This is a genomic window from Salmonella sp. SJTUF15570, from assembly GCF_043357055.1.
GTDB lineage: Bacteria > Pseudomonadota > Gammaproteobacteria > Enterobacterales > Enterobacteriaceae > Salmonella > Salmonella enterica.
Genome location: NZ_JBEUKJ010000021.1, coordinates 1 through 17,755 on the forward strand (window position 1 = coordinate 1; position 17,755 = coordinate 17,755).

Annotated in this window: 13 protein-coding genes and 1 pseudogene; 11 read left to right on the top strand and 3 right to left on the bottom strand. The window is 51.2% G+C overall.

The window, feature by feature from the left end; genetic code table 11:
• From tuf to ABVN44_RS23770, 10 genes are all read left to right on the top strand, one after another.
• Nucleotides 1-1,050, top strand: a 1,050-nt coding sequence (gene tuf, locus ABVN44_RS23725) for an elongation factor Tu (RefSeq protein WP_025712197.1), incomplete at its 5' end; no start/stop codon positions are given.
• 229 nt (nucleotides 1,051-1,279) lie between these two features.
• Nucleotides 1,280-1,663 (top strand): preprotein translocase subunit SecE, encoded by a 384-nt coding sequence (secE, locus tag ABVN44_RS23730; RefSeq protein ID WP_001275691.1) that lies wholly within the window; start codon nucleotides 1,280-1,282, stop codon nucleotides 1,661-1,663.
• Between the two features lies 1 nt (nucleotide 1,664).
• Nucleotides 1,665-2,210 carry a transcription termination/antitermination protein NusG gene (gene nusG, locus ABVN44_RS23735; protein WP_001287521.1) on the top strand — a complete coding sequence of 182 codons (546 nt, stop codon included), beginning with the start codon at nucleotides 1,665-1,667 and terminating at the stop codon, nucleotides 2,208-2,210.
• Nucleotides 2,211-2,367: 157 nt separating this feature from the next.
• Complete coding sequence (rplK, locus tag ABVN44_RS23740; protein ID WP_001085926.1) at nucleotides 2,368-2,796, top strand: 50S ribosomal protein L11; 429 nt, start codon at nucleotides 2,368-2,370, stop codon at nucleotides 2,794-2,796.
• Between the two features lie 3 nt (nucleotides 2,797-2,799).
• Nucleotides 2,800-3,504 carry a 50S ribosomal protein L1 gene (gene rplA / locus ABVN44_RS23745; protein WP_001096676.1) on the top strand — a complete coding sequence of 235 codons (705 nt, stop codon included), beginning with the start codon at nucleotides 2,800-2,802 and terminating at the stop codon, nucleotides 3,502-3,504.
• A gap of 432 nt (nucleotides 3,505-3,936) precedes the next feature.
• Entirely contained in the window at nucleotides 3,937-4,434 is a 498-nt protein-coding gene (gene rplJ / locus ABVN44_RS23750; protein WP_001207203.1) for a 50S ribosomal protein L10, read from the top strand.
• Nucleotides 4,435-4,500: 66 nt separating this feature from the next.
• A complete protein-coding gene (rplL, locus tag ABVN44_RS23755) occupies nucleotides 4,501-4,866 on the top strand; it encodes a 50S ribosomal protein L7/L12 (RefSeq protein ID WP_000028882.1) in 366 nt (121 codons plus the stop codon).
• A gap of 317 nt (nucleotides 4,867-5,183) precedes the next feature.
• On the top strand, nucleotides 5,184-9,212 hold the full coding sequence (gene rpoB, locus ABVN44_RS23760; RefSeq protein WP_000263105.1) for a DNA-directed RNA polymerase subunit beta: 4,029 nt from the start codon (nucleotides 5,184-5,186) through the stop codon (nucleotides 9,210-9,212).
• A 76-nt stretch (nucleotides 9,213-9,288) separates the two neighbouring features.
• Complete coding sequence (rpoC, locus tag ABVN44_RS23765; protein ID WP_000653965.1) at nucleotides 9,289-13,512, top strand: DNA-directed RNA polymerase subunit beta'; 4,224 nt, start codon at nucleotides 9,289-9,291, stop codon at nucleotides 13,510-13,512.
• A 41-nt stretch (nucleotides 13,513-13,553) separates the two neighbouring features.
• Nucleotides 13,554-13,880 carry a hypothetical protein gene (locus tag ABVN44_RS23770; protein ID WP_077909207.1) on the top strand — a complete coding sequence of 109 codons (327 nt, stop codon included), beginning with the start codon at nucleotides 13,554-13,556 and terminating at the stop codon, nucleotides 13,878-13,880.
• Nucleotide 13,881: 1 nt separating this feature from the next.
• Here ABVN44_RS23770 and ABVN44_RS23775 read toward each other — a convergent pair.
• Nucleotides 13,882-14,225 (bottom strand): annotated as a pseudogene (locus tag ABVN44_RS23775) (cytoplasmic protein).
• A 380-nt stretch (nucleotides 14,226-14,605) separates the two neighbouring features.
• Here ABVN44_RS23775 and ABVN44_RS23780 point away from each other — a divergent pair.
• Complete coding sequence (locus ABVN44_RS23780; RefSeq protein WP_023231862.1) at nucleotides 14,606-15,634, top strand: type III secretion system effector arginine glycosyltransferase SseK1; 1,029 nt, start codon at nucleotides 14,606-14,608, stop codon at nucleotides 15,632-15,634.
• 220 nt (nucleotides 15,635-15,854) lie between these two features.
• Here ABVN44_RS23780 and thiH read toward each other — a convergent pair whose 3' ends face one another.
• Both thiH and thiG read right to left on the bottom strand, forming a co-directional pair.
• A complete protein-coding gene (thiH, locus tag ABVN44_RS23785) occupies nucleotides 15,855-16,988 on the bottom strand; it encodes a 2-iminoacetate synthase ThiH (RefSeq protein WP_023231861.1) in 1,134 nt (377 codons plus the stop codon).
• Nucleotides 16,985-17,755, bottom strand: coding sequence for a thiazole synthase (thiG, locus tag ABVN44_RS23790; RefSeq protein WP_000944074.1), 771 nt, complete (start codon nucleotides 17,753-17,755; stop codon nucleotides 16,985-16,987). Before thiG ends, thiH begins: the two co-directional genes overlap by 4 nt.

Below are 17,755 nucleotides of genomic sequence, written 5' to 3' on the forward strand. Positions count from 1 at the left end.
GCATTCGACCAGATCGATAACGCGCCGGAAGAAAAAGCGCGTGGTATCACCATCAACACTTCTCACGTTGAATACGATACCCCGACCCGCCACTACGCACACGTAGACTGCCCGGGGCACGCCGACTATGTTAAAAACATGATCACCGGTGCTGCTCAGATGGACGGCGCGATCCTGGTTGTTGCTGCGACTGACGGCCCGATGCCGCAGACCCGTGAGCACATCCTGCTGGGTCGTCAGGTAGGCGTTCCGTACATCATCGTGTTCCTGAACAAATGCGACATGGTTGATGACGAAGAGCTGCTGGAACTGGTTGAAATGGAAGTTCGTGAACTTCTGTCTCAGTACGACTTCCCGGGCGACGACACTCCGATCGTTCGTGGTTCTGCTCTGAAAGCGCTGGAAGGCGACGCAGAGTGGGAAGCGAAAATCATCGAACTGGCTGGCTTCCTGGATTCTTACATTCCGGAACCAGAGCGTGCGATTGACAAGCCGTTCCTGCTGCCGATCGAAGACGTATTCTCCATCTCCGGTCGTGGTACCGTTGTTACCGGTCGTGTAGAACGCGGTATCATCAAAGTGGGCGAAGAAGTTGAAATCGTTGGTATCAAAGAGACTCAGAAGTCTACCTGTACTGGCGTTGAAATGTTCCGCAAACTGCTGGACGAAGGCCGTGCCGGTGAGAACGTAGGTGTTCTGCTGCGTGGTATCAAACGTGAAGAAATCGAACGTGGTCAGGTACTGGCTAAGCCGGGCACCATCAAGCCGCACACCAAGTTCGAATCTGAAGTGTACATTCTGTCCAAAGATGAAGGCGGCCGTCATACTCCGTTCTTCAAAGGCTACCGTCCGCAGTTCTACTTCCGTACTACTGACGTGACTGGTACCATCGAACTGCCGGAAGGCGTAGAGATGGTAATGCCGGGCGACAACATCAAAATGGTTGTTACCCTGATCCACCCGATCGCAATGGACGACGGTCTGCGTTTCGCAATCCGTGAAGGCGGCCGTACCGTTGGCGCGGGCGTTGTTGCTAAAGTTCTCGGCTAATCGCTGATAACATTTGACGCAATGCGCAATAAAAGGGCATCATTTGATGCCCTTTTTGCACGCTTTCACACCAGAACCTGGCTCATCAGTGATTTTATTTGTCATAATCATTGCTGAGACAGGCTCTGTAGAGGGCGTATAATCCGAAAGGCGAATAAGCGTTTCGATTTGGATTGCCTCGCGATTGCGGGGTGAAAATGTTTGTAGAATACTTCTGACAGGTTGGTTTATGAGTGCGAATACCGAAGCTCAAGGGAGCGGGCGCGGCCTGGAAGCGATGAAGTGGATAGTTGTTGCCATATTGCTGATCGTCGCAATCGTCGGCAACTACCTCTATCGCGACATGATGCTGCCGCTGCGTGCGCTGGCCGTAGTAATTCTGATTGCTGCAGCGGGTGGTGTCGCGCTGTTGACGACAAAAGGTAAAGCAACCGTTGCTTTTGCCCGTGAAGCGAGAACCGAAGTCCGTAAGGTCATTTGGCCGACTCGCCAGGAAACGCTGCACACCACGCTGATCGTCGCTGCGGTTACCGCAGTTATGTCACTGATCCTGTGGGGACTGGATGGTATTCTGGTTCGCCTGGTATCCTTTATCACTGGCCTGAGGTTCTGAGATGTCTGAAGCACCTAAAAAGCGCTGGTACGTCGTTCAGGCGTTTTCCGGTTTTGAAGGCCGCGTAGCCACATCGCTGCGCGAGCATATCAAATTACACAATATGGAAGAGCTTTTTGGCGAAGTCATGGTGCCGACTGAAGAAGTCGTTGAGATCCGTGGCGGCCAGCGTCGCAAAAGCGAACGCAAATTCTTCCCGGGTTACGTTCTGGTCCAGATGGTCATGAACGACGCAAGCTGGCACCTGGTGCGTAGCGTGCCGCGTGTGATGGGCTTTATCGGCGGTACCTCTGACCGTCCGGCGCCGATCAGCGACAAAGAAGTCGATGCGATCATGAACCGCCTGCAGCAGGTTGGCGATAAGCCGCGGCCGAAAACTCTGTTTGAACCGGGTGAAATGGTTCGTGTTAACGACGGTCCGTTCGCAGACTTTAACGGCGTTGTCGAAGAAGTCGATTATGAGAAGTCTCGCCTGAAAGTGTCTGTTTCTATCTTCGGTCGTGCGACCCCGGTAGAGCTGGACTTCAGCCAGGTTGAGAAAGCGTAAGGCTGCGATCAAAAAAGCAGCGATCTAATCGTTGCATAGGGCGCGAAATTGACATACAATTTCGCGCCTTTTGTTTTTATGGGCCTTATGCCCATAAAGCGATATTTATCACGGGGAGCTTCTTTGAAGCGATACTACCCAATTCGAGGAATTTAGAATGGCTAAGAAAGTACAAGCCTACGTCAAGCTGCAGGTTGCAGCTGGTATGGCGAACCCGAGTCCGCCGGTTGGTCCAGCACTGGGTCAGCAGGGTGTGAACATCATGGAATTCTGCAAAGCGTTCAACGCAAAAACGGATTCCATCGAAAAAGGTCTGCCGATTCCGGTTGTTATTACCGTTTACGCTGACCGTTCTTTCACCTTCGTTACCAAAACGCCTCCGGCAGCTGTTCTGCTGAAAAAAGCGGCTGGTATCAAGTCTGGTTCCGGCAAGCCGAACAAAGACAAAGTAGGTAAAATTTCCCGCGCTCAGCTGCAGGAAATCGCGCAGACCAAAGCTGCCGACATGACCGGTGCCGACATTGAAGCGATGACTCGCTCCATCGAAGGTACTGCACGTTCCATGGGCCTGGTAGTGGAGGACTAAGAAATGGCTAAACTGACCAAGCGTATGCGCGTGATCCGTGAAAAAGTTGATGCGACCAAACAGTACGACATCAACGAAGCTATTGCCCTGCTGAAAGAGCTGGCCACTGCTAAATTCAACGAAAGCGTTGACGTTGCCGTTAACCTCGGCATCGATGCTCGTAAATCTGACCAGAACGTTCGTGGCGCGACTGTACTGCCGCACGGTACTGGCCGTTCTGTTCGCGTTGCCGTATTTACCCAGGGCCCGAACGCTGAAGCAGCTAAAGCTGCTGGCGCTGAGCTGGTAGGTATGGAAGATCTGGCTGACCAGATCAAGAAAGGCGAAATGAACTTCGACGTTGTTATCGCATCCCCGGATGCAATGCGCGTTGTTGGCCAGCTGGGCCAGGTTCTGGGTCCGCGCGGCCTGATGCCAAACCCGAAAGTCGGTACCGTAACGCCGAACGTTGCTGAAGCGGTTAAGAACGCTAAAGCAGGTCAGGTTCGTTACCGTAACGACAAAAACGGCATCATCCACACCACCATCGGTAAAGTGGACTTTGACGCTGACAAACTGAAAGAAAACCTGGAAGCTCTGCTGGTTGCGCTGAAAAAAGCAAAACCGAGCCAGGCGAAAGGCGTGTACATCAAGAAAGTTAGCATCTCCACCACCATGGGTGCTGGCGTTGCCGTTGATCAGGCTGGTCTGAGCGCATCTGCGAACTAAGATTAGTCTTTACGTGGGCGGTGATTTTGTCTACAATCTTACCCCCACGATTCTGTTGAAATATAACAGAGCACTATGCGAGTCATTTGAATTGCAGCAAGGCAGCAAGTGAGTGAATCGCCAGGAGCATAGTTAACTATGTGACTGGTGTATGTGACTGGTGTGAACGAGCGCAGCTAACACAGCTGCGGTTCAAAGGACGAAGTCATAGAAAGAATTTGTTCGTTGGAGCCTGGCCTATCCAGGCCTCCGTCGAAGACCGCAGGCGTCTCGCAAGAGGCTTAATCCCCTGCGTAGACGGTGACAGAACGCTAAGATTATTTTTGATACTCTGGCTTGTTTCTGCTCACCGTATTAAGACGCTCTTCTCGTTGAGATGAGTGAAGTGAGTTCCGGAACATGAGTTCCGGCAAACATCCAGGAGCAAAGCTAATGGCTTTAAATCTTCAAGACAAACAAGCGATTGTTGCTGAAGTCAGCGAAGTAGCCAAAGGCGCGCTGTCTGCAGTAGTTGCGGATTCCCGTGGCGTAACTGTAGATAAAATGACTGAACTGCGTAAAGCAGGTCGTGAAGCTGGCGTATACATGCGTGTTGTTCGTAACACCCTGCTGCGTCGCGTCGTTGAAGGTACTCAGTTCGAGTGCCTGAAAGACACGTTTGTTGGTCCGACCCTGATTGCATACTCTATGGAACACCCGGGCGCTGCTGCTCGTCTGTTCAAAGAGTTCGCGAAAGCGAATGCAAAATTTGAGGTCAAAGCTGCAGCCTTTGAAGGTGAGCTGATCCCGGCGTCTCAGATCGACCGCCTGGCAACTCTGCCGACCTACGAAGAAGCAATTGCACGCCTGATGGCAACCATGAAAGAAGCTTCGGCTGGCAAACTGGTTCGCACACTGGCTGCTGTACGCGATGCAAAAGAAGCTGCGTAATCGCAGTTGTCTTTATCAAGCATTTGCTTACGTATAAACTTATTCTGATATTCAGGAACAATTTAAATGTCTATCACTAAAGATCAAATCATTGAAGCAGTATCCGCTATGTCCGTAATGGACGTTGTAGAACTGATTTCTGCAATGGAAGAAAAATTCGGTGTTTCCGCTGCTGCTGCTGTAGCTGTAGCTGCTGGCCCGGCTGAAGCTGCTGAAGAAAAAACTGAATTCGACGTAATTCTGAAAGCTGCTGGCGCTAACAAAGTTGCTGTTATCAAAGCAGTACGTGGCGCAACTGGCCTGGGTCTGAAAGAAGCTAAAGACCTGGTAGAATCTGCTCCGGCCGCTCTGAAAGAAGGCGTGAGCAAAGATGACGCTGAAGCACTGAAAAAATCTCTGGAAGAAGCTGGCGCTGAAGTTGAAGTTAAATAAGCCAACCCTTCCGGTTGCAGCCTGAGAAATCAGGCTGATGGCTGGTGACTTTTTAGTCACCAGCCTTTTTGCGCTGTAAGGCGCCAGTAGCGTTTCACACTGTTTGACTACTGCTGTGCCTTTCAATGCTTGTTTCTATCGACGACTTAATATACTGCGACAGAGCGTACGTTCTGTGTAAATCGCAATGAAATGGTTTAAGCGTGATAGCAACAGGCATTGCGGAAAGTATCCATTTTCCGGTCAACAAAATAGTGTTGCACAAACTGTCCCCCGCAGGACAGATGGGTCGACTTGTCAGCGAGCTGAGGAACCCTATGGTTTACTCCTATACCGAGAAAAAACGTATTCGTAAGGATTTTGGTAAACGTCCACAAGTTCTGGATGTACCTTATCTCCTTTCTATCCAGCTTGACTCGTTTCAGAAGTTTATCGAGCAAGATCCTGAAGGGCAGTACGGCCTGGAAGCAGCCTTCCGTTCCGTGTTCCCGATTCAGAGCTACAGCGGTAATTCCGAGCTGCAGTACGTCAGCTACCGCCTTGGCGAACCGGTGTTTGACGTTCAGGAATGTCAGATCCGTGGCGTGACCTATTCCGCACCGCTGCGCGTAAAACTGCGTCTGGTGATCTACGAGCGCGAAGCGCCGGAAGGCACCGTTAAAGACATTAAAGAACAAGAAGTCTACATGGGCGAAATTCCGCTCATGACCGACAACGGTACCTTTGTTATCAACGGTACTGAGCGTGTTATTGTTTCTCAGCTGCACCGTAGTCCGGGCGTCTTCTTTGACTCCGACAAAGGTAAAACCCACTCTTCGGGTAAAGTGCTGTATAACGCGCGCATCATTCCTTACCGTGGTTCCTGGCTGGACTTCGAATTCGATCCGAAGGACAACCTGTTCGTGCGTATCGACCGTCGCCGTAAACTGCCTGCGACCATCATCCTGCGTGCGCTGAACTACACCACTGAGCAGATCCTTGACCTGTTCTTTGAGAAAGTGGTCTTCGAAATTCGCGACAACAAGCTGCAGATGGAGCTGATTCCAGAACGTCTGCGCGGCGAAACCGCGTCGTTCGATATCGAAGCTAACGGCAAAGTGTACGTTGAAAAAGGCCGTCGCATTACCGCGCGTCACATCCGTCAGCTGGAAAAAGACGATATCAAGCATATCGAAGTTCCGGTTGAGTACATCGCAGGTAAAGTCGTCTCTAAAGACTACGTTGACGAATCCACTGGCGAGCTGATCTGCGCGGCGAACATGGAGCTGAGCCTGGATCTGCTGGCTAAGCTGAGCCAGTCCGGCCACAAGCGTATCGAAACGCTGTTTACCAACGATCTGGACCACGGCCCGTACATTTCTGAAACGGTACGCGTCGACCCAACCAACGATCGTCTGAGCGCGCTGGTAGAAATCTACCGCATGATGCGCCCTGGTGAGCCGCCGACACGCGAAGCGGCTGAAAGCCTGTTCGAGAACCTGTTCTTCTCCGAAGACCGCTATGACCTGTCTGCGGTGGGTCGTATGAAGTTCAACCGTTCTCTGCTGCGCGACGAAATCGAAGGTTCCGGTATCCTGAGCAAAGACGACATCATTGATGTCATGAAGAAGCTCATCGATATCCGTAACGGTAAAGGCGAAGTGGATGATATCGACCACCTCGGCAACCGTCGTATCCGTTCCGTCGGCGAAATGGCGGAAAACCAGTTCCGCGTTGGCCTGGTGCGTGTAGAGCGTGCGGTGAAAGAGCGTCTGTCTCTGGGCGATCTGGATACCCTGATGCCTCAGGATATGATCAACGCCAAGCCGATTTCCGCCGCAGTGAAAGAGTTCTTTGGTTCCAGCCAGCTGTCTCAGTTTATGGACCAGAACAACCCGCTGTCTGAGATTACGCACAAACGTCGTATCTCCGCACTCGGCCCAGGCGGTCTGACCCGCGAACGCGCAGGCTTCGAAGTTCGAGACGTACACCCGACGCACTACGGTCGCGTATGTCCTATCGAAACGCCGGAAGGTCCGAACATCGGTCTGATCAACTCCTTGTCCGTGTACGCACAGACTAACGAATATGGTTTCCTTGAGACGCCGTACCGTCGTGTGGTTGATGGCGTGGTCACTGACGAAATTCATTACCTGTCTGCTATCGAAGAAGGCAACTACGTTATCGCTCAGGCGAACTCCAACCTGGATGACGAAGGCCACTTTGTAGAAGATCTGGTGACCTGCCGTAGCAAAGGCGAATCCAGCTTGTTCAGCCGCGACCAGGTTGATTACATGGACGTTTCCACCCAGCAGGTGGTCTCCGTCGGTGCGTCCCTGATCCCGTTCCTGGAACACGATGACGCCAACCGTGCATTGATGGGTGCGAACATGCAACGTCAGGCGGTTCCGACTCTGCGTGCTGATAAGCCGCTGGTGGGTACCGGTATGGAACGTGCTGTCGCCGTCGACTCCGGTGTTACTGCAGTAGCTAAACGTGGCGGTACTGTTCAGTACGTGGATGCATCCCGTATCGTTATCAAAGTTAACGAAGACGAGATGTACCCGGGCGAAGCGGGTATCGACATCTATAACCTGACCAAATACACCCGCTCTAACCAGAACACCTGTATCAACCAGATGCCATGTGTGTCTCTGGGCGAGCCGGTTGAACGCGGCGACGTGCTGGCAGACGGTCCGTCCACCGACCTCGGTGAACTGGCGCTCGGTCAGAACATGCGCGTGGCGTTCATGCCGTGGAACGGCTACAACTTCGAAGACTCCATCCTCGTTTCCGAGCGTGTTGTCCAGGAAGACCGTTTCACCACCATCCACATTCAGGAACTGGCGTGCGTGTCCCGTGACACCAAGCTGGGGCCGGAAGAGATCACCGCTGATATCCCGAACGTGGGTGAAGCTGCGCTCTCCAAACTGGATGAATCCGGTATCGTTTACATCGGCGCGGAAGTGACTGGCGGCGACATTCTGGTCGGTAAGGTAACGCCGAAAGGTGAAACCCAGCTGACGCCGGAAGAGAAACTGCTGCGTGCGATCTTCGGTGAGAAAGCGTCTGACGTTAAAGACTCTTCTCTGCGCGTACCTAACGGTGTCTCCGGTACGGTTATCGACGTTCAGGTCTTTACTCGCGATGGCGTAGAAAAAGACAAACGTGCTCTGGAAATCGAAGAGATGCAGCTCAAGCAGGCGAAAAAAGACCTGTCTGAAGAATTGCAGATCCTTGAAGCGGGCCTGTTTAGCCGTATCCGTGCGGTACTTGTGTCCGGCGGCGTTGAAGCTGAGAAGCTCGACAAACTGCCGCGCGACCGCTGGCTGGAACTCGGTCTGACCGACGAAGAGAAACAAAATCAGCTGGAACAACTGGCTGAGCAGTATGACGAGCTGAAACACGAGTTCGAGAAAAAACTTGAAGCGAAGCGCCGTAAAATCACCCAGGGCGACGATCTGGCGCCGGGCGTGCTGAAGATCGTGAAGGTCTATCTGGCCGTTAAACGCCGTATCCAGCCGGGTGATAAGATGGCAGGTCGCCACGGTAACAAGGGTGTTATCTCTAAGATCAACCCGATCGAAGACATGCCTTACGATGAAAACGGCACGCCGGTAGACATCGTACTGAACCCGCTGGGCGTACCGTCTCGTATGAACATCGGTCAGATTCTGGAAACCCACCTGGGTATGGCTGCAAAAGGTATTGGCGACAAGATTAACGCCATGCTGAAACAGCAGCAGGAAGTCGCCAAACTGCGCGAATTCATCCAGCGTGCCTACGATCTGGGAGCCGACGTTCGTCAGAAAGTCGACCTGAGCACCTTCAGCGATGATGAAGTGCTGCGTCTGGCAGAAAACCTGCGCAAAGGTATGCCGATTGCCACACCAGTGTTCGACGGTGCGAAAGAAGCGGAAATCAAAGAGCTGCTGAAACTGGGCGACCTGCCGACATCCGGTCAGATCACCCTGTTCGATGGCCGTACGGGTGAACAGTTCGAACGTCCGGTAACCGTCGGTTACATGTACATGCTGAAACTGAACCACCTGGTTGATGACAAGATGCATGCGCGTTCTACCGGTTCTTACAGCCTGGTTACTCAGCAGCCGCTGGGTGGTAAGGCGCAGTTCGGTGGTCAGCGCTTCGGGGAGATGGAAGTGTGGGCGCTGGAAGCTTACGGCGCCGCCTACACCCTGCAGGAAATGCTCACCGTTAAGTCTGATGACGTGAACGGTCGTACCAAGATGTATAAGAACATCGTGGACGGCAACCATCAGATGGAACCGGGTATGCCGGAATCCTTCAACGTTCTGTTGAAAGAGATCCGCTCGCTGGGCATCAACATCGAACTGGAAGACGAGTAATTCTCGCTCAAACAGGTCACTGGTGTCGGGGTAAAACCCGACACCAGATTGTGCTAACTCCGACGGGAGCAAATCCGTGAAAGATTTATTAAAGTTTCTGAAAGCGCAGACTAAAACCGAAGAGTTTGATGCGATCAAAATTGCTCTGGCTTCGCCAGACATGATCCGTTCATGGTCTTTCGGTGAAGTTAAAAAGCCGGAAACCATCAACTACCGTACGTTCAAACCTGAGCGTGACGGCCTTTTCTGCGCTCGTATCTTTGGGCCGGTAAAAGACTACGAGTGCCTGTGCGGTAAATACAAGCGCCTGAAACACCGTGGTGTTATTTGTGAGAAGTGCGGCGTTGAAGTGACCCAGACCAAAGTACGCCGTGAGCGTATGGGCCACATCGAGCTGGCGTCCCCGACTGCTCACATCTGGTTCCTGAAATCGCTGCCGTCCCGTATCGGTCTGCTGCTCGATATGCCGCTGCGCGATATCGAACGCGTACTGTACTTCGAATCTTATGTGGTTATCGAAGGCGGTATGACCAACCTGGAACGTCAACAGATCCTGACTGAAGAGCAGTATCTGGACGCGCTGGAAGAGTTCGGTGACGAATTCGACGCGAAGATGGGTGCGGAAGCTATCCAGGCCCTGCTGAAGAGCATGGATCTGGAGCAAGAGTGTGAAACTCTGCGCGAAGAGCTGAACGAAACCAACTCCGAAACCAAGCGTAAGAAGCTGACCAAGCGTATCAAACTGCTGGAAGCCTTCGTACAGTCTGGCAACAAGCCAGAGTGGATGATCCTGACCGTTCTGCCGGTTCTGCCGCCAGATCTGCGTCCGCTGGTTCCGCTGGATGGTGGTCGTTTCGCGACTTCTGACCTGAACGATCTGTATCGTCGCGTCATTAACCGTAACAACCGTCTGAAGCGTCTGCTGGATCTGGCTGCGCCGGACATCATCGTACGTAACGAAAAACGTATGCTGCAGGAAGCGGTTGACGCCCTGCTGGATAACGGTCGTCGCGGTCGTGCGATCACCGGTTCTAACAAGCGTCCTCTGAAATCTTTGGCCGACATGATCAAAGGTAAACAGGGTCGTTTCCGTCAGAACCTGCTCGGTAAGCGTGTTGACTACTCCGGTCGTTCTGTTATCACCGTAGGTCCATACCTGCGTCTGCATCAGTGCGGTCTGCCGAAGAAAATGGCGCTGGAGCTGTTCAAACCGTTCATCTACGGCAAGCTGGAACTGCGTGGCCTGGCCACCACCATCAAAGCCGCGAAGAAAATGGTTGAGCGCGAAGAAGCTGTCGTTTGGGATATCCTGGACGAAGTTATCCGCGAACACCCGGTACTGCTGAACCGTGCGCCGACACTGCACCGTCTGGGTATCCAGGCATTTGAACCGGTACTGATCGAAGGTAAAGCTATCCAGCTGCACCCGCTGGTTTGTGCGGCATATAACGCCGACTTCGATGGTGACCAGATGGCTGTTCACGTACCGCTGACGCTGGAAGCCCAGCTTGAAGCGCGTGCGCTGATGATGTCTACCAACAACATCCTGTCTCCGGCGAACGGCGAACCTATCATCGTTCCGTCTCAGGACGTGGTATTGGGTCTGTACTACATGACCCGTGACTGTGTTAACGCCAAAGGCGAAGGCATGGTGCTGACTGGCCCGAAAGAAGCTGAGCGTATCTATCGCGCAGGTCTGGCCTCTCTGCATGCGCGCGTTAAAGTGCGTATCACTGAATATGAAAAAGATGAAAACGGCGAATTCGTTGCGCACACCAGCCTGAAAGACACGACCGTTGGTCGCGCCATTCTGTGGATGATCGTACCGAAAGGTCTGCCTTTCTCCATCGTCAACCAGGCGCTGGGCAAGAAAGCGATCTCCAAAATGCTGAACACTTGCTACCGTATTCTGGGCCTGAAACCGACCGTTATTTTTGCGGACCAGACGATGTACACCGGCTTTGCTTATGCAGCGCGTTCAGGTGCGTCCGTTGGTATTGATGACATGGTCATCCCGGAGAAAAAACACGAGATCATCTCTGAGGCGGAAGCTGAAGTTGCTGAGATCCAGGAGCAGTTCCAGTCTGGTCTGGTAACCGCTGGCGAACGCTATAACAAAGTTATCGATATCTGGGCTGCGGCGAACGATCGTGTATCCAAAGCGATGATGGATAACCTGCAAACCGAAACCGTGATTAACCGTGACGGCCAGGAAGAGCAGCAGGTTTCCTTCAACAGCATCTACATGATGGCCGACTCCGGTGCGCGTGGTTCTGCGGCACAGATTCGTCAGCTGGCTGGTATGCGTGGTCTGATGGCGAAGCCGGATGGCTCCATCATCGAAACGCCAATCACCGCGAACTTCCGTGAAGGTCTGAACGTACTCCAGTACTTCATCTCCACCCACGGTGCGCGTAAAGGTTTGGCGGATACCGCACTGAAAACCGCGAACTCCGGTTATCTGACCCGTCGTCTGGTTGACGTCGCGCAGGATCTGGTGGTGACCGAAGATGACTGTGGTACGCACGAAGGTATCCTGATGACCCCGGTTATCGAGGGTGGCGACGTGAAAGAGCCGCTGCGTGACCGCGTTCTGGGTCGTGTGACGGCGGAAGATGTGCTGAAACCGGGTACCGCGGACATTCTGGTTCCACGCAACACGCTGCTGCACGAACAGTGGTGTGACCTGCTGGAAGCAAACTCCGTTGACGCCGTTAAAGTGCGTTCCGTTGTATCCTGCGACACCGACTTTGGTGTATGTGCGCACTGCTATGGTCGTGACCTGGCGCGTGGCCACATCATCAACAAAGGTGAAGCTATCGGCGTTATCGCGGCACAGTCCATCGGTGAACCGGGTACACAGCTGACGATGCGTACGTTCCACATCGGTGGTGCGGCATCGCGTGCGGCTGCTGAATCCAGCATCCAGGTGAAAAACAAAGGTAGCATCAAGCTCAGCAACGTGAAGTCGGTTGTGAACTCCAGCGGTAAACTGGTTATCACTTCCCGTAACACCGAACTGAAGCTGATCGACGAATTCGGTCGTACCAAAGAGAGCTATAAAGTGCCTTATGGCGCTGTCATGGCGAAAGGTGATGGCGAGCAGGTTGCCGGCGGCGAAACCGTGGCAAACTGGGACCCGCATACCATGCCGGTTATCACCGAAGTGAGTGGTTTCATCCGCTTCACTGACATGATCGACGGTCAGACCATTACGCGTCAGACCGACGAACTGACCGGTTTGTCTTCGCTGGTGGTTCTGGATTCGGCTGAACGTACTACCGGTGGTAAAGATCTGCGTCCGGCGCTGAAAATCGTTGATGCTCAGGGTAATGACGTTCTGATCCCGGGTACCGATATGCCTGCGCAGTACTTCCTGCCGGGTAAAGCGATTGTACAGCTGGAAGATGGCGTACAGATCAGTTCTGGTGACACCCTGGCGCGTATTCCGCAGGAATCCGGCGGTACCAAGGATATCACCGGTGGTCTGCCGCGCGTTGCCGACCTGTTCGAAGCGCGTCGTCCGAAAGAACCGGCAATCCTTGCTGAAATCGCAGGTATCGTTTCCTTCGGTAAAGAAACCAAAGGCAAACGTCGTCTGGTGATTACGCCGGTTGATGGTAGTGACCCGTACGAAGAGATGATTCCGAAATGGCGTCAGCTCAACGTGTTCGAAGGGGAACGTGTAGAACGTGGTGATGTGATTTCCGATGGTCCGGAAGCGCCGCACGACATTCTGCGTCTGCGTGGCGTTCATGCTGTGACGCGTTACATCGTTAACGAAGTCCAGGATGTATACCGTCTGCAGGGCGTTAAGATTAACGATAAACACATCGAAGTTATCGTTCGTCAGATGCTGCGTAAAGCTACCATCGAAAGCGCCGGTAGTTCCGACTTCCTGGAAGGCGAACAGGTTGAATACTCTCGCGTCAAGATCGCTAACCGCGAGCTGGAAGCGAACGGCAAAGTGGGGGCTACCTTCTCCCGCGATCTGCTGGGTATCACCAAAGCGTCCCTGGCAACCGAATCGTTCATCTCTGCCGCATCGTTCCAGGAGACCACGCGTGTCCTGACCGAAGCAGCCGTTGCGGGCAAACGCGACGAACTGCGCGGCCTGAAAGAGAACGTTATCGTGGGTCGTCTGATCCCGGCCGGTACCGGTTACGCGTACCACCAGGATCGTATGCGCCGTCGCGCCGCGGGCGAGCAGCCAGCAACACCGCAGGTCACTGCGGAAGATGCATCTGCCAGCCTGGCAGAACTGCTGAACGCAGGTCTGGGCGGTTCTGATAACGAGTAATCGTTAAATGGTGGAGGGGTATTTGTCCCTCCACCAGCTTCATGCTGGATGCCGAATTCCGGGTCGCTTGCCTACAAGGAAAGAAAATGCCAGCGATTATTTCATTAATCTATTTAATGTTTAGTCTTTTGGTATTTACAAAAAAGATAACCATTTCAAACGTTCTGTCCGCTTTTTTATTGTTTCTATCGTTATATATACTTCACCATAAATCATTACTTATATTTATTTATTGTCTTATTATTATTGTCGCCACCGTTATTCTTCTTCGAGTCAAAATCAGCGCGGATAAAAAAGCCGTATTTTATTTTTCAATGCCATGCTGGCTCTTGATTTTATCTGTAATTATAAATTTAATGAATAAATGAATTATTTTTTTATGACTCTTGTTTCTCGTATCATTGGTGAAAACTCACTATCACTGGTTATATGAATAAATTGTCCAGTTTTTGCGTTATATTTTGCCATCGCACAGGGAAGACTATTACCGCCGTTAGCCATAACAAATTTTGCTTTTGTATTACGATAAAGATTGACGCCAGGAATGGGGTCCTGACCGAATGTATAAGGCGTTGGGACAATTACATTATGTTTGTTTGAGAACCACTTTGCTAAAATCCCGTCAACGCCATCAACCGGCGTAATAAAAGTAGAGAATCCACAATACTCAAAATTGAATTTTTTACCATTGGGTTTCTTTTTTTCTGTAACATTAAATCCAAATGTGACTTTAAATTTATCCCATAAATCTAAGTTATTAAAGTCTATTGGCTCGCCATTATAAAATACCTGCTGTTCATACATTAAATGATAAACCTGTTTTATTGGTTGTTTACGCGGGAAATTTTAAATCATTAAATGAAGCATTTAATTCCATTAAGGTCTTTGTTTTACCTTATTACAGGAATTATAAATATGATGTCATTTCTGGAATAAAAATAAAGTTAACAAGCTATTTATTTAATTGCTCACTAGTAGGGTATTTATGTATCCACCGGTTAATGCTTAATTTAGCATCTTTTAGCTGACAGCGATTGCAACGCTAAAAAACATGTGCTAATAATCATCATGTAAAATATGTAATGAAGTAAGCATGGAGCATTTAATTGTTATGATCCCACCATTAAATAGATATGTTCCCGCGCTTTCAAAAAATGAATTGGTTAAAACTGTTACCGACAGGGACATTCAGTTTACAAGTTTTAATGGAAAAGATTATCCCTTGTGCTTTTTAGATGAGAAAATCCCTCTTCTTTTCCAGTGGTTTGAGCGGAATCCTGCTCGCTTTGGGAAAAATGATATACCTATAATTAACACAGAGAAAAACCCCTACCTTAACAATATCATTAAAGCAGCAACAATTGAAAAAGAACGTCTTATAGGTATTTTTGTAGATGGTGATTTTTTTCCAGGACAAAAGGATGCTTTTTCAAAACTTGAGTATGACTATGAAAACATAAAAGTCATATATAGAAATGATATTGACTTTAGCATGTACGATAAAAAATTATCAGAAATTTATATGGGAAATATTTCTAAGCAAGAGTCCATGCCAGAAGAAAAAAGGGATTATCATTTACTGCAGCTATTAAAAAAAGAATTGAGTGATATTCAAGAGGGTAATGATTCATTAATTAAATCTTACTTACTGGATAAAGGCCATGGATGGTTTGATTTTTACAGGAATATGGCTATGTTAAAGGCTGGTCAGTTATTTTTGGAGGCGGATAAGGTTGGGTGTTATGATTTATCAACAAATAGTGGGTGTATATATCTCGATGCTGATATGATTATCACGGAAAAATTGGGGGGTATATATATTCCGGATGGAATCGCTGTTCATGTAGAAAGGATAGATGGCCGTGCTTCTATGGAGAACGGGATAATAGCAGTTGATCGCAATAACCACCCGGCTTTACTTGCTGGATTAGAAATAATGCATACTAAATTTGATGCTGATCCCTATTCTGATGGTGTATGTAATGGAATTAGAAAACATTTTAATTATTCTTTAAATGAAGATTATAATTCTTTTTGCGATTTTATTGAGTTTAAGCATGATAACATTATAATGAATACCAGTCAGTTTACGCAAAGTTCATGGGCGAGGCATGTGCAGTAGCGGAAATGGCAATAATCATGCTATTGAATACATAAAATATTGGCATGAACTATCAAGTTTCGGCGAAAAAATATTTGATGCTCAGTTTTCTCTACTACAGCCAACTTTAAAATCGCAGTGCTGTTCAGAACGGACATAAAAAAACGGGAGGTCGATAACAATCTCCCGTTTTTCGCATTACGTACTCGTTCGTGAAATACTAATGCGTTTACATACGGGTTCACCGCATTTGCGAAGCGCGCCCCAGCCAACTGTCCCAGTCTTTCCACACGGGCTGTAACCCTTGCGCGCTTAACGCGCTTGCTACGGTTTCAGGCCGACGGGCATCGTGGGGAGAAAACTGCTCCAGTTCCGGATGATCGTCAGCGTAGCCGCCGGGCTGGGTTTTTGAGAAGGCGCTGACGTTGTTGATTGCCAGAGGAATCACATGGTCTCGGAACCAGGGCGATTCGCGGGTGGAGAGTGATAATTCAATTTCCGGCGCCAATAACCGGAAAGCACAAATCGTTTGCACCAGTTGCTTTTCATCCATCACAGATGCGGGTTCCACACCGCCAGTACACGGACGCAGACGCGGGAAGGAAACAGAATAGCGACTCTGCCAGTACTGTTTTTGCATCCACAACAGATGCTCCGCCACCATATAGCAATCAACCCGCCAGCTGTCGGAAAGCCCGATTAGCGCGCCTAAACCAATTTTATCGATCCCCGCGCGTCCCAGTCTGTCTGGCGTCTCCAGCCGCCAGAAGAAGTCTTGCTTTTTGCCCCGTAAATGGTGCTGAGCGTATACCGGTTCGTGATAGGTCTCCTGATACACCATTACGCCATCCAGCCCCAGCGTTTTCAGCTCGGCATACTCCTCGGTCGCCAGCGGCTGCACTTCCATATGCAGCGAGGAAAACTGGCGACGAATGGCCGGGAGATGGCGACGGAAATAGTCCATGCCGACTTTGGCCTGATGTTCGCCGGTGACCAACAGCAGATGTTCAAAACCCAGCTCACGGATAGCTGAGCACTCGCGAGCAATTTCAGCCTCATCCAGCGTCTTACGCTTGATGCGGTTGCTCATGGAGAAGCCGCAGTAGGTGCAGTCGTTGGCACAGAGGTTTGAGAGATAAAGCGGCACGTAGAAACTGACGGTGTTGCCAAAGCGTTGTCGGGTCAGCCTTTGTGCCCGCTGCGCCATCGGTTCCAGATAATCGGCGGCGGCGGGGGAGAGCAGTGCCATCAGGTCGTCACGACTTAGCTGTGGAGCGTTAAGCGCGCGTTCCACGTCAGCGGCGGTTTTACCGTTGATGCGCAGACGAATGTCGTCCCACTCCAGCTGCCGCCATCGGTCGGTGAAGGTTTTCATGCTAACGCCTCCAGAAATCCGGTGAGCGGGCTGGTGGCGCTGGCGTAGGTGCTACGATTACCCGGCACCGCCTGACGCGCCAGTACTCCCGCTTCTACAGCCAGGCGGAAAGCGGTTGCCATCATCACCGGATCGTCCGCCACGGCAATAGCGGTGTTAACCAGCACCGCATCAGCGCCCATTTCTAGCGCTTGAGCGGCATGGCTGGGCACGCCGATCCCGGCGTCAACCACCACCGGCACGGTGGACTGCTGAATAATAATCTCCAGCATCGCTTTGGTTTCCAGCCCCTGATTCGAACCGATAGGCGCGCCAAGCGGCATCACCGCCGCGCAGCCGACCTCTTCCAGCCGCTTGCACAACACCGGATCCGCGCCGCAGTAGGGCAGCACCACAAAACCCTGCTTCACCAGCGCCTCGGCGGCTTTTAGCGTTTCGATCGGATCCGGCAATAGCCAGCGGGCATCCGGATGGATTTCTAATTTCAACCAATGGGTGCCCAGCGCTTCACGCGCTAGCTGGGCGGCGAAGATCGCCTCTTCGGCGGTTTTCGCCCCGGAGGTATTGGGCAGCAGCGTGACGCCCGCTTCAATGAGCGGCGCCAGGATAGCGTCGTTGTGCTGACGTAAATCCACGCGCTTCATCGCCAGTGTCACCAACTGGCTGCCGGAGGCGCGAATCGCCTCGACCATCAGTTGCGACGAAGCAAATTTTCCGGTGCCGGTGAACAGATGTGAATCAAACGTTTTGTCGGCAATACGTAGCAT

Excerpts from the sequence above, each read along its gene's own strand:
- rplL (WP_000028882.1), top strand. The coding sequence starts at position 4,501 with ATGTCTATCACTAAAGATCAAATCATTGAAGCAGTATCCGCTATGTCC.
- ABVN44_RS23780 (WP_023231862.1), top strand. The coding sequence starts at position 14,606 with ATGGAGCATTTAATTGTTATGATCCCACCATTAAATAGATATGTTCCC.
- rplA (WP_001096676.1), top strand. The coding sequence starts at position 2,800 with ATGGCTAAACTGACCAAGCGTATGCGCGTGATCCGTGAAAAAGTTGAT.
- ABVN44_RS23770 (WP_077909207.1), top strand. The coding sequence starts at position 13,554 with ATGCTGGATGCCGAATTCCGGGTCGCTTGCCTACAAGGAAAGAAAATG.
- rplJ (WP_001207203.1), top strand. The coding sequence starts at position 3,937 with ATGGCTTTAAATCTTCAAGACAAACAAGCGATTGTTGCTGAAGTCAGC.
- secE (WP_001275691.1), top strand. The coding sequence starts at position 1,280 with ATGAGTGCGAATACCGAAGCTCAAGGGAGCGGGCGCGGCCTGGAAGCG.
- thiH (WP_023231861.1), bottom strand. The coding sequence starts at position 16,988 with ATGAAAACCTTCACCGACCGATGGCGGCAGCTGGAGTGGGACGACATT.
- nusG (WP_001287521.1), top strand. The coding sequence starts at position 1,665 with ATGTCTGAAGCACCTAAAAAGCGCTGGTACGTCGTTCAGGCGTTTTCC.
- thiG (WP_000944074.1), bottom strand. The coding sequence starts at position 17,755 with ATGCTACGTATTGCCGACAAAACGTTTGATTCACATCTGTTCACCGGC.
- rplK (WP_001085926.1), top strand. The coding sequence starts at position 2,368 with ATGGCTAAGAAAGTACAAGCCTACGTCAAGCTGCAGGTTGCAGCTGGT.
- rpoB (WP_000263105.1), top strand. The coding sequence starts at position 5,184 with ATGGTTTACTCCTATACCGAGAAAAAACGTATTCGTAAGGATTTTGGT.